The 11,667-nt window shown below is 51.7% G+C and carries 16 protein-coding genes; 10 read left to right on the top strand and 6 right to left on the bottom strand.

The features are described from left to right. From EDF88_RS07860 to EDF88_RS07830, 7 genes are all read left to right on the top strand, one after another. Window positions 1-198 carry a YbdD/YjiX family protein gene (locus tag EDF88_RS07860; RefSeq protein ID WP_034456870.1) on the top strand — a complete coding sequence of 66 codons (198 nt, stop codon included), beginning with the start codon at window positions 1-3 and terminating at the stop codon, window positions 196-198. A gap of 15 nt (window positions 199-213) precedes the next feature. Next, complete coding sequence (locus EDF88_RS07855) at window positions 214-1,236, top strand: GTP-binding protein (RefSeq protein WP_134183914.1); 1,023 nt, start codon at window positions 214-216, stop codon at window positions 1,234-1,236. Window positions 1,237-1,363: 127 nt separating this feature from the next. Beyond that, on the top strand, window positions 1,364-1,465 hold the full coding sequence (ivbL, locus tag EDF88_RS07850; protein ID WP_134183912.1) for an ilvB operon leader peptide IvbL: 102 nt from the start codon (window positions 1,364-1,366) through the stop codon (window positions 1,463-1,465). A gap of 111 nt (window positions 1,466-1,576) precedes the next feature. Next, window positions 1,577-3,265, top strand: a complete 1,689-nt coding sequence (ilvB, locus tag EDF88_RS07845; protein ID WP_134183910.1) for an acetolactate synthase large subunit — start codon at window positions 1,577-1,579, stop codon at window positions 3,263-3,265. 3 nt (window positions 3,266-3,268) lie between these two features. Next, a complete protein-coding gene (gene ilvN / locus EDF88_RS07840) occupies window positions 3,269-3,550 on the top strand; it encodes an acetolactate synthase small subunit (RefSeq protein ID WP_034456867.1) in 282 nt (93 codons plus the stop codon). Window positions 3,551-3,862: 312 nt separating this feature from the next. Next, the gene (locus EDF88_RS07835) at window positions 3,863-4,126 is read left to right on the top strand and encodes an AbrB/MazE/SpoVT family DNA-binding domain-containing protein (RefSeq protein ID WP_064557150.1); all 264 of its coding nucleotides are present in this window, start codon (window positions 3,863-3,865) and stop codon (window positions 4,124-4,126) included. 2 nt (window positions 4,127-4,128) lie between these two features. Then, window positions 4,129-4,518 (top strand): type II toxin-antitoxin system VapC family toxin, encoded by a 390-nt coding sequence (locus tag EDF88_RS07830; RefSeq protein WP_134183909.1) that lies wholly within the window; start codon window positions 4,129-4,131, stop codon window positions 4,516-4,518. A 54-nt stretch (window positions 4,519-4,572) separates the two neighbouring features. On the opposite strand, the gene EDF88_RS07825 is transcribed toward EDF88_RS07830, so the two are convergent. The 3 genes from EDF88_RS07825 to EDF88_RS07815 all read right to left on the bottom strand — a co-directional run bounded on the left by EDF88_RS07825 (window position 4,573) and on the right by EDF88_RS07815 (window position 6,392). Beyond that, complete coding sequence (locus EDF88_RS07825) at window positions 4,573-5,325, bottom strand: anti-sigma factor (protein ID WP_134183907.1); 753 nt, start codon at window positions 5,323-5,325, stop codon at window positions 4,573-4,575. Continuing rightward, window positions 5,322-5,771 (bottom strand): RNA polymerase sigma factor, encoded by a 450-nt coding sequence (locus EDF88_RS07820; protein ID WP_243839598.1) that lies wholly within the window; start codon window positions 5,769-5,771, stop codon window positions 5,322-5,324. Before EDF88_RS07820 ends, EDF88_RS07825 begins: the two co-directional genes overlap by 4 nt. Window positions 5,772-5,858: 87 nt before the next feature. Beyond that, window positions 5,859-6,392 carry a tetratricopeptide repeat protein gene (locus EDF88_RS07815; protein WP_134183905.1) on the bottom strand — a complete coding sequence of 178 codons (534 nt, stop codon included), beginning with the start codon at window positions 6,390-6,392 and terminating at the stop codon, window positions 5,859-5,861. 155 nt (window positions 6,393-6,547) lie between these two features. Between EDF88_RS07815 and EDF88_RS07810 the strand changes: the two genes are divergently transcribed. The 3 genes from EDF88_RS07810 (at window position 6,548) to EDF88_RS07800 (ending at window position 7,809) form a co-directional block, all read left to right on the top strand. Further along, a complete protein-coding gene (locus tag EDF88_RS07810) occupies window positions 6,548-6,976 on the top strand; it encodes an OsmC family protein (protein WP_064516850.1) in 429 nt (142 codons plus the stop codon). A 211-nt stretch (window positions 6,977-7,187) separates the two neighbouring features. Then, window positions 7,188-7,517, top strand: a complete 330-nt coding sequence (locus tag EDF88_RS07805) for a type II toxin-antitoxin system RelE/ParE family toxin (RefSeq protein WP_134183903.1) — start codon at window positions 7,188-7,190, stop codon at window positions 7,515-7,517. Further along, window positions 7,507-7,809 (top strand): hypothetical protein, encoded by a 303-nt coding sequence (locus EDF88_RS07800; protein ID WP_064516854.1) that lies wholly within the window; start codon window positions 7,507-7,509, stop codon window positions 7,807-7,809. Before EDF88_RS07805 ends, EDF88_RS07800 begins: the two co-directional genes overlap by 11 nt. A gap of 43 nt (window positions 7,810-7,852) precedes the next feature. On the opposite strand, the gene lldD is transcribed toward EDF88_RS07800, so the two are convergent. Genes lldD through lldP form a run of 3 tightly spaced genes read right to left on the bottom strand, consistent with a single transcriptional unit; the run spans window position 7,853 to window position 11,471 of the window. Continuing rightward, on the bottom strand, window positions 7,853-9,034 hold the full coding sequence (gene lldD, locus EDF88_RS07795; RefSeq protein ID WP_134183901.1) for an FMN-dependent L-lactate dehydrogenase LldD: 1,182 nt from the start codon (window positions 9,032-9,034) through the stop codon (window positions 7,853-7,855). Continuing rightward, window positions 9,031-9,816, bottom strand: a complete 786-nt coding sequence (gene lldR / locus EDF88_RS07790; protein ID WP_134183899.1) for a transcriptional regulator LldR — start codon at window positions 9,814-9,816, stop codon at window positions 9,031-9,033. Before lldR ends, lldD begins: the two co-directional genes overlap by 4 nt. Further along, on the bottom strand, window positions 9,816-11,471 hold the full coding sequence (gene lldP / locus EDF88_RS07785; protein WP_134183897.1) for an L-lactate permease: 1,656 nt from the start codon (window positions 11,469-11,471) through the stop codon (window positions 9,816-9,818). Before lldP ends, lldR begins: the two co-directional genes overlap by 1 nt. Between the last annotated feature and the right edge of the window lie 196 nt (window positions 11,472-11,667).

Raw genomic sequence — 11,667 nt, 5'->3', positions numbered from 1 at the left:
ATGTTCGACACACTCGCTAAAGCTGGAAAATATCTCGGCCAGGCCGCTAAACTGATGGTTGGCGTCCCTGATTACGACAACTACGTACAACACATTCGTCTGACCCATCCGGAGCAGACGCCAATGACATATGAAGAGTTTTTCCGTGAGCGTCAGGATGCGCGCTACGGCGGAAAAGGCGGCGCTCGCTGCTGCTAAACGAAGGAATTTGACATGAATCAAGCGGTATCTGTCACCCTGTTAACGGGTTTTCTCGGCTCCGGGAAAACCACACTTCTCAACTATTTTCTCGCCCATTGCGACAACGCCCCCGTCGCTATTCTTGAAAACGAATTTGGTGCAGTAAATATTGATGGCGCATTGCTCAGAGGCGGTGAAAACGTCAACGTTGTGGAACTGAGTAATGGCTGTGTCTGTTGCAGCGTGCGCGGGGAATTCACCGCAGCATTAAGAGAAATGCTGGAAAAGCGTGCGGCCGGAACGCTGAAATTTGAGCGTCTGATTGTTGAAACTACGGGCCTTGCGGACCCAGCACCTATCGTCCAAACCTTCTTTGTCGATGAACACCTGCGTGAAGCGCTGCGCCTGGATGCGGTTATCGCACTTGCTGATGCCGAACATATCTCACGCCAGCTTGATGAGCATGCGGTTGCGGCGTCACAGCTTGGCTTTGCCGATCGTATTTTGCTGACTAAAGCGGATCGTGTTGATGAAGAGACAAAACAGCTGGCGCTCGATCGGATTAATCGGATCAATAACAAAGCGGATCTGTTTGAGATCGTAAACGGTGAGTGTCCGGAAGAGTTTTGGCTTGATCTTAACGCTTTTGAACTCACCGATAACATCGACGTGGCCGCAGGGTTCCATGTGATTCGTGCTGATACCAGCCACCCCGATCGTTTCCAGCCATTCCGTAAAATGCCGTCCAAACGCTCCTGGGATGATGCCATTCAGGCGCATGTTTTTGATGCCGGAATGCTGGATGTGAAAAAAATCGGCGCATTTATGGAAAGCTGCATCGCGCGTTTTGGCAACGACATGCTGCGTTATAAAGGTGTACTGGCGATTGCCGATCATCCGCAGCGCTTGATTGTGCAGGGTGTGCATAAAGTGGTGGGTTTTGATTATGGCTCGATGTGGCACCCGTCCGAGTCACGCGTTTCGCGCTTAGTGATTATCGGGCGTTACCTGCCGATTGATGAGCTGCGTCAGGAGTTTGCTGCAACAACCATTTAAACGCTGAAACGCGGATGTGATCTCACGCACGATTTTCAGCCATGGCGAATAAAGCTGTTGTGCGAAACGAAGCAGTATGTTTGTATGAAATTCGCTGTTAAAAACACACAACACATTCAGGACCCAAATGACAACTAACCTGCACACATCAGCCCTACTACTAACCGCGCTACCAGCCGCGGTGGTCGTCGTGCGTGTGGTGGTGGTCGTCGTCGGCAATGCGCCGTAGGGTCTGAATCAACACATCGATTCCAAAACCCCGCCGGCGCAAACCGGGCGGGGTTTCTTGTTTTAGTCCCCCGGCCAAAAGCGAAACGGCATAAGAAGAAGGACTGGAGCAATGGCAATTTCGGAAAACCCACCGCAAGCAAACCGTATTACGGGTGCACAATTAATTGTGCAAATGCTTGAACATCATGGCATCACCACCGTTAGCGGTATTCCCGGTGGCACCGTTCTGCCGCTCTACAACGCACTGAGTAAAAGCCAAAAAATCCGCCACATTCTGGCGCGCCACGAACAAGGCGCAGGCTTTATGGCGCAGGGCATGGCACGAACGCAGGGCAAAGCGGCGGTATGCATCGCCTGTAGCGGCCCTGGTGCCACAAACCTGGTCACAGCAATTGCCGATGCGCGACTCGATTCCATCCCGCTGGTGTGCATCACCGGGCAGGTGCCGAAATCGATGATTGGCACCGACGCATTCCAGGAAGTCGACACATACGGCATCTCCATTCCTATCACCAAACACAACTATCTGGTTCGCGATATTGCGGAACTGCCACAGGTAATTTGCGACGCGTTTCGCATTGCTGAATCTGGCCGCCCAGGCCCAGTCTGGATTGATATTCCAAAAGATGTGCAAACCGCAGAAATCGACATCAACGAGTTGCCGTCTGTTTCCGCACACACTCCAGCACCACAATTTGAAGCCCAACAAATTGCCGATGCTGCCGCGATGATTAACCAGGCGCAGCGCCCGGTGCTGTATCTTGGCGGCGGGGTGATTAATGCCCATGCTGATGCGCGAGCATTGGCCGAAAAAGCTAACCTGCCCACCACCATGACGTTAATGGCTCTCGGCACCGTTCCTGCTAAACACCCGTTATCGTTGGGCATGTTGGGTATGCACGGTGCGCGTAGCACCAACTACATTTTGCAGGAAGCGGATTTGCTGATTGTGCTGGGCGCACGTTTTGATGACCGCGCGATTGGTAAAACTGAAGAGTTCTGCCCGAACGCGAAAATCATTCATGTTGATATCGACCGCGCTGAGCTGGGTAAAATTAAACAAGCTCATGTTGCCATTCGCGCCGACGTGGGTGAAGTGCTTGAACAATTACTGCCAAAAATTGACGCGAAACCACGTGAGGCATGGCTGCAACAAGTAGCCGGTTTGCAGCATGAATTCCCATTCAATATGCCTGGTGCAGATAACCCGTTGACGCCATACGGCCTGATTAACGCGGCGGCCGCCTGTGTGGATGATGAAGCCGTTATCACCACTGACGTAGGCCAGCACCAGATGTGGGTGGCGCAAGCGTATCCGCTGAACCGTCCGCGCCAGTGGCTGACTTCTGGCGGCCTGGGAACCATGGGCTTTGGCCTACCAGCAGCGGTAGGTGCGGCATTAGCTGAACCGAATCGCAAAGTGCTGTGCTTCACTGGTGATGGCAGCATCATGATGAATATTCAGGAGATGGCGACTGCTGCTGAACACAATCTGGATGTAAAAATTATTTTGCTCAACAACCAGGCTTTGGGGCTGGTGCATCAACAACAAACATTGTTCTATCAACAAAATGTTTTTGCCGCGACCTATTCAGGGCAGACAAACTTCCTGAAAATTGCCGAAGGTTTTGGCCTCGCAACGTGCGATTTAAACGCCGCCGAAAACCCGCAACAGGCATTGCAAGACGCAATTTCACGACCAGGCCCATGTCTGATCCACGTGCGTATTGATGCCAGTGAAAAAGTATTCCCGATGGTGCCGCCAGGTGCTGCCAATATTGAAATGATTGGAGAGTAAGCGATGCAACAACTAACCGTTATTCTGGAGCTTACGGTGCGTAACCATCCGGGCGTGATGTCTCATATTTGTGGCCTGTTTGCCCGCCGCGCGTTTAACGTTGAAGGCATTCTTTGCCTTCCTCTCCCACAGGGTGATCAGAGCCGAATCTGGCTACAAGTGGCAGACGACCAGCGCCTTGAGCAGATGATTAGCCAGATCGACAAGCTTGAGGATGTGGTGCAAATCAGGCGTGATGCCGATGGCGCAGGCGTATTTGGCAAGCTGACTGCGCTGGTGCAGTAAAAAGATGGTGTAAGGTGGATTAGCGCAAGCGACATCCACCGTTTACGCCGATGGTTTCGGATATTGTTTCGCTAATCGGGCAAGGGGAAAGGTTTGTCATCAGCCTCATTATTCACTGCAATATCCCATCGGTTTTTCATAATCCTGAAAGCTTCTCGCAAAACCATTCATTGGTTGAAATAAAGCCAACCTAAGTTCACCCATCCAGGATAGATTTGCCGGCACAGACGTTAAACGTACAAGAAGTGAGCTTGTTTGATGTGTTCCATTGGCATATGCTATGGCATAGGCCGATGAGTGTCAGGAGATCCCATGGAACGCGTCGCAAAGCTTTTTAAAAACGGCAGAAACCAGGCGGTGAGGTTACCGGTGGAATTTGAGTTTGATACCGACAGGGTGTATATCCGCAAAGACAAGGATGGAAACGTGATTCTTTCAAAAACACCAGCTAAACCAGAAGGATGGGACAACGTTTTTGCTTTATTGAAAAAAGCAAAAGTGCCGAGTAACTTCCTTGACGAGCAAGAACGTAACCAGGGTACTGCAGACCGAGATCCTTTCGCAGGGATGGACTGACCATGTATATGCTCGATACCAACACGGTGAGCTATCTTTTCCGCCAGCACCCAAATGTGCTGGAAAAGCTTGCCAAAATGCGGCCTTTAGAAATCTGTATATCGAGTATCACGGAAGCTGAGTTGTTGTATGGCGTTGCTAAGCGCAAGAGCAAAGCCTTAACTGCTGCAGTGCAGGGTTTTCTGGAAACAGTCACCGTATACGCCTGGGATAGTGAAGCCGCAAAAAGCTACGGTCAGCTCCGCGCGGCAATGGAACAAAAAGGCCAAGTCATGGGCCACCTTGATCAGTTAATTGCCGCGCATGCCCTTAGCCGAAACGCGACGATTATCACCAGCGATCGTGCGTTTGCTATGGTGGCGCGTTTGCGTGTCGAAGACTGGACGGTCTAAGCGTGCACTTTGCAATTTTTGCCTGTGGGCAAGCAAAGTTGCTGCCTGCCTGAACTAAGCTCCGATTGTACTTTGTAGCCGCTCGGCGACTTGACTGACTTGTTCCTCTGAACCATGCCCAATCACCATAAACTGGTGGTTCGCACTTGCCCAATAAACAATATTCATGCCGAGCCGTTGTTCGTTCATCTTTTGCATCCCGCGGCCTGAATTTTTTGTAATGCATAACGCCATAGGGCCGTGCACTTCATCAAGCCAGGTAATTTGCGCAATTTTCTGGTTATCATATGCCAGCATCCGTGCGTTCTTTAATACAGCACCCGGTAAGGAGAGACTCGAAGAGGAAAGAACGATTCCTAGCTGCTCGCCCGTTGTCTGCAATTGCGCATCCATAGCCTGGTTTGATGGCGTTTCCGCCACTGTTTCCGGCGTATAAAGCGCCATATACTGCGCCACTAATTCGCGCCAGTTATCTTCGGGTTGCGTTAAATGAATAATCACTCGATCGCCCACCACGCCAAGTGCCAGGAAACCAACTGCGGCCGCAATCAAATGGCGTCGCGAAACCCCTGAGGTTTTGCGAATTTCAGGAGGGAGGCGCTGTTGTAAGCGCTTAGCCGGGGCCATCTCCAGTAGCGGTTCAAAAGCCGTTTTAAAAGGCAGATTACTGCGTTCCAGTAAAGCCAGGCGCTGAGTAAGAGCCTCGTCCTCAATCAGCCGTTTTTCCAGATCTTTGCGCTGCGCATCACTGAGCTCATTATCCAGATACGCCACCAGCATTTCGTCCGAACCCAGCGGTAGGCTCATGATTTCTCTCCTTTGATTTGCGGCGAGTCTGGCTGGAGTGAGTTGTCCTGAGCGAGGGTAAGGCGTGCAGTAGAAAGGCGGCTCATCACCGTGCCGACAGGCACATTTAGCACTTCAGCTGCTTCCCGGTAAGACAACTCTTCCACATACACCAAAAACACGGTATTCCGCTGGGCTTCCGGCAAACGATTAACCCGCTTCATGACATCGTTAGACCAAATAGGGGCGTCACTGTTTTCTTCGCCGACCAGTTCATCCACATCGACAAAACCTTGCCCACGGCGAATTTGCTGCGCCCGCACTTCGTTAATCCAGATCGAATGCAAAATAGAGAACAGCCAGCGGTCCATACGACTGCCAGTGGCGTATTGTGAGGCGCGTTCGAGCGCCCGCACACAGGTTGCCTGAACGAGATCGTCCGCCACATCCCGCCGGTGTGAGAGCACCAGGCCGTAACGCCACAGGCGGGAGAGGTAGAGGGCGATTTCGTTGCGTATTGTCTCGCTGCTGATTTTTGCCTCCAGAGGCGAATATCAGGATTCCGGGTGGCCATCAATAGCTGCTGCCAGGTCACGATATTCTTCGCAACCTACGCCGCACAGGGTTTTGATGGTCGCGAGTTGTTCGCGTGCTAAATCAGGACGATTTTTGATCATGTACGCTTCGCCCAGATATTCGCGAACCTTTGGATATTTGGGATCAAGCGCCACAGATTTTAAATAATAGCTGATGCCTTCATCCGTGCGGCCAAGCTTGCGGGTGGCGTAACCCCGGTAATTGAGCGCTTCGGCAGTATCAGGGTCTTTAAGGGTATTGAGCATATCCAGTGCTTCCTGATAACGACCCGCTTTTGCCAGCGCGTAGGCGTAATCGGTACGCGCTTCATCGCCAATCATCCCGCCTTTATCGACCATGCAGGTTTTGGTTTTTGAGTCATAAATTTGCCCTTTCGGGCAGGTTGGCGGAGTGGGCTCGTCACTGCTGCCACCCATCGCCTGAGCATAGCCTGAAAGTAATAAGAAGCTGCTGGCTACAGCAGGTAACAACCAGGGAGAAAAACGGTTCATGGTAAAGCCCTCATGGTGTTCGATATGCAGTGAACACTTGGGGATGAGGATTTATTCGATTTATTTTTACGCGATAAGGATTGCTCTTAGTTGTCAGCAGACCTGGATTCAACTTCTATACTTATGCTTTGCATAAATAAAACAGGAGCACAAAGATGACGATTCATAAGAAAGGGCAGGCTCACTGGGAAGGTGACATTAAACGCGGTAAAGGCACCGTCTCTACCGAGAGCGGCGCATTGAAAGAACAGCCATATGGTTTTAATACCCGCTTTGAAGGCGCAGCTGGTACCAATCCAGAAGAGCTAATTGGTGCCGCACATGCAGCCTGTTTCTCGATGGCGCTCTCGCTAATGCTTGGCGAAGAGGGCTACACAGCAGAAAGCATTGATACGGTAGCCGATGTTTCACTGGATAAAACCGATGGTGGTTTCGCCATCACTAAAATCGCACTGACCAGTACGGTAAAAGTGCCGAATGCAGATAGCGCTAAATTCGACCAGATTATTCAGAAAGCCAAAGCGGGTTGCCCGGTTTCACAATTGATGAAAGCTGAAATCACCCTCGATTACAAACTCAACTAACGTTCTCTACACGCTGCCCCGATGAATTTCGGCGGCAGCGTTGTGCCATTTATTTCCATCCTGGAAGATATGCCGCAAAGCTGAACCCCCCTTCGAACTTCTCTCGCTGTATTCATTGGACCTGCTGTATTTGCTGCGCAAATAGCTTTTTCGCGCAAAATTTATTCATTGACTGCTGTGGTATTAAAGCTACAATCGAGGGGCTTCAGGGATGAACATCATTAAGTATTTCAAATTGCAAAATGGCAGGGTTCCATTTGATGAGTGGTTAAGGCTGTTAAGGGATGCACGCGCTAAAACAAAAATCGTTCAACGAATTGACCAGTTAGCGATCAATAACCCAGGTGACCATAAGCCTTGCAGGCAAGGCGTTTGGAAAATGCGCATTGATGAAGGGCCGGGCTACAGAATTTATTACGCCCATGAAGGCAAGAATACTTATCTGTTACTGCTCGGTGGTGATAAACGCAAACAGCAGGCGGATATCGACCAGGCTGTGGCGTGGTGGCAAGAACATCGGGAGTCAGAAAATGAAATTTAACGAGTTTGACCAAACTGTTATTGAAATGCTTCAAGAAGATCCCGCCTTTGCCGTTGAATATATAAAAGGGGCATTTGCGGGCCTGGATGAAGAAAACGGTGAAGTGTTATTCCTGCTGGCTTTACGCCGCCTTGTAGAAGCTCGAGGCGGGGTGAGCAAAATTGCCGCCGAAACCAAACTGAATCGCGAAACACTCTACAGAACGCTTTCCGAACGCGGTAACCCGACCATCAGCACCACTAAAAAAATCATTAATGCTGCGGGAATCAGTTTTGCGGAGCTGACGAATTAAGTGGAAATGCTCGCCACTTACAACCTGGCGAGCATCAGTTTATTTAAAACCCAACCGCCATACTTTGTGGCGAAAGAATATCTTTCAGCCCTTCGCGCACCAGCAACTCAGGGCTGATTTCAGAAATAGATTTTGCACCGGTTAGCGTCATCGCCACGCGCATCTCTTTCTCGATTAAGTTCAGCAAGTTGGTGACACCCGCCTGGCCGTGGGTTGCCAGTGCATACAGATAAGCGCGACCTAACAGGCAAGTATCGGCTCCGAGCGCAATCATGCGCACCACGTCCAGCCCACTGCGGATACCGCTATCGGCAAGAATCGCGATATCACCTTTGACAGCGTCAGCAATGGCGGGTAGGGCGCGACACGATGACAGCACGCCGTCGAGCTGACGACCCCCGTGGTTTGACACCACAATCCCGTCAGCCCCGAAGCGCACCGCATCTTTGGCATCTTGCGGGTCGAGAATACCCTTGATGATCATCGGACCATCCCAGAACTCACGAATCCATTCCAGGTCACTCCAGGAAATTGACGGGTCGAAATTATTCGCCAGCCAGCCAATATAATCTTCAAGTCCGGTCGGTTTACCCAGATAAGCTGAGATATTCCCTAAATCATGCGGGCGACCATTCAAGCCCACGTCCCACGCCCATTGCGGATGCGTCACGGCCTGCCAGTAACGGCGCAGTGCGGCATGTTGCCCACTCATGCCGGAATGTGCATCGCGGTAACGTGCGCCTGGCGTCGGCATATCAACGGTAAACACCAGCGTCGAACAGCCAGCGGCTTTGGCGCGCTCCAGCGCATTGCGCATAAAACCACGGTCTTTTAAAACATACAGCTGGAACCACATTGGCCGATCAATGGTGGGTGCCACTTCTTCAATCGGGCAGACAGAAACGGTAGAAAGTGTAAACGGAATGCCTTTTGCGGCTGCCGCTTTTGCCGCTTGTACTTCACCACGGCGGGCATACATTCCGCACAAACCAACCGGCGCGAGCGCTACCGGCATCGATAGGGTTTCATTAAACAGTTTGGTCTCAAGGCTCAATGCCGACATGTTTTTCAACACGCGCTGCTTTAACGCCACCTGCGCAAGGTCATCAACGTTGCGACGTAGCGTGTGTTCGGCATAGGCCCCGCCGTCAATATAATGGAACAGGAATGGCGGCAAAATGCGTTTTGCCGCGGCGCGGTAGTCTGATGCAGCTGAAATAATCATGGATTTTCGTCCCTTGTTACGTCGGTATCTTCATCGGGCAGGCGGGTAATTCGCGCCTGTCGGGCTTCATCTTCATGCAGGGTTTTAATCGTGGTATGGACAAACCCAAGGTGTGTTTTTGCGGCAAGGCGCGCACGTTCCGGGTCGCCTGCCAGAATGGCCTGCAATAGTTCGTTATGCTGTTCGGTGAGACCGGCAAAAATTGCCGGCACGGTGTACATGCGCTGGCGGCTATGCATCACTGATGATTGCAGTAGGTCAAAAAATCCGCGCATTGTCTGGAGCAATACGATGTTGTGAGAGGCTTCGGCAATAGCCAGGTGGAAGCGCACGTCGGCCTGGGCTGCGAGATCTGGGTCATCGCTCTCTTTGAATTTCACGGTTGCGTCAAAGCAGGCGATGAGCTTCTCTTTGTCGGCAGGTGTTGCCCGCTGAGCTGCGTACCACGCAGTGCTGGCTTCTATCGCATGGCGTGCTTCTAAAATGTCGTAGCGATAGTTGGGGTCATCTTCCACCAGCGTTTTTAGTGGCTGTACGATGCGTTGTTCCGACCACGCCTGAACTTCATAGCGCACAAAGGTGCCGCCGCCGCGACGGCTAATCAGAATACCTTCGCTAATCAGCTTTTGAATCGCCTCGCGAATCGATGAGCGTGAGACACCCATTTCAGCCGCAAGCTGGCGTTCGGCGGGCAACCGCATGCCCGCCTCCAGATTACGTTCGTTAATCAGTGTTTTTACGCGCTCGACCAGATGGTCGGCCAGGCGCAGGTGCGTCGTCATTAAGGGATCATCCAGGTTAAGACATAGGCCTGTAGTGTAGTAATTACGCCAACCATGCAGGTGAAAATCAGGCTGTGTTTAACGGTGAAGCGGAACAGATCCGACTCTCTACCCACAAGCCCTACGGCTGCACAGGCGATGGCGATAGATTGCGGCGAAATCATCTTCCCGGTTACGCCTCCAGTGGTGTTAGCGGCAACCAGCAGCAAGTCCGACACACCAATTTGTTGTGCGGTCGTGGCCTGCAACGCGGCGAACAAGGCGTTTGATGAAGTATCTGAGCCCGTCAGGAACACGCCCAGCCAGCCGAGGAACGGCGAGAAGAAAGTAAATGCGTGGCCGGTGTGCGCCAGCGCCAGGGCGAGAGTTGCCGAAAGGCCGGAGTAGTTGGAGATAAATGCGAATGCCAACACCATGCCGATGGAGTAAATCGGCAGCGCCAGCTCTTTGAGCGTTTCACCGAATGTCTCGATGGCCGCTTTCGGTTTCATGCGCAGATAAACGATGGAGATAAGTGCTGCAACCAGAATCGCGGTGCCTGTTGCGGAGAACCAGTCAAATTTATACACCGCCGCGTAGGCCATGCTTTCGGCGACAACCGGTGGCATTTTGGCGACCATTTTGTCGAGGAATGGCACTGAGACGTTAAATACCCAATCAGCCATGGCACCACCTGGTGCAAACAGCGCTTTAAACGGCGGGATGCTCCAAAGTGTGACGGTTGCAGTCAGGAAGATAAACGGCATCCAGGCGCGAACTACCTGGCCTGCGCTGTAGTTTTTTCGAGTCAGCGTCTGGTCGGTAACTGATGCGCCAATATCGCCAAAACGGAAGATGCGAACCGGCTTCCAGACGCGCAGAAATGCGGTCAAACACACCAGCGAAACCAGCGAAGAGATAATGTCCGGAAGCTCTGGCCCTAAGAAGTTTGAGCTGAGGAATTGCGCGATAGCAAACGAACCGCCGGCCACGATAACCGCAGGCCACGTCTCCTTAATACCGCGCCAGCCGTCCATAATCGCCATAATCCAGAACAGTACAATCATGGTCAGGAACGGCAACTGGCGGCCCACCATTTGGCCGATTTCAAAACTATCGAGGCCGGTGACCTGGCCTGCGACAATAATGGGAATCCCCATGGCACCAAACGCTACTGGTGCGGTGTTCACAATCAGGCAAAGACCTGCGGCATACAGCGGGTTAAAGCCGAGGCCAACCAGTAATGCGGCGGTAATCGCCACTGGCGCACCGAAACCCGCAGCCCCTTCAAGAAACGCGCCGAAGGAAAAACCGACGATCAGCATTTGCAGGCGCTGGTCAGGCGTAATGGAAAGAATCGACGAACGGATAATGTCGAACTGCCCGGTTTTTACCGAGATTTTATAGACGAAAACGGCGGCGATAATAATCCAGGCAATCGGCCAGAGTCCGTAGAAGAAGCCGTACACAACGGACGACAATGCGCGGTCAACCGGCATACGGTAGAAAAGTAACGCCACTAATAGCGCCAGGACCACGGTAATGGTGGCGGCGGTGTAGCCCTTCATGCGCAGTTTAATCAGTGCGAAGAAGAAGAAAATAATCGGAATAGCGGCGATGAGGCTTGATAGCCATATGTTACCTGCGGGGTCATAGACTTGTTGCCAGGCTTGCATGCAGGACTCTCCAGAACGTGATGTGCTTATTATTTTTCGCTTAATTGGTAGGACCAATATTGCGATGTAGGGTAGATAATGCGTAAAGGTTAATCTTTTGTTAATTAATGGCAATATTAGTGTTGCGCTTTTTTGCCGTTATGCACAAAGAGGTCACGTTTTTGGCTGGATTGGTAGGACCAATATTGGAAGGGGA

The organism is Buttiauxella sp. BIGb0552 (assembly GCF_004366275.1).
In the GTDB taxonomy this organism is placed as follows: domain Bacteria; phylum Pseudomonadota; class Gammaproteobacteria; order Enterobacterales; family Enterobacteriaceae; genus Buttiauxella; species Buttiauxella gaviniae.
Note: the sequence above shows the minus strand (reverse complement) of the source record. Positions and strands in the feature narration are given on the sequence as shown.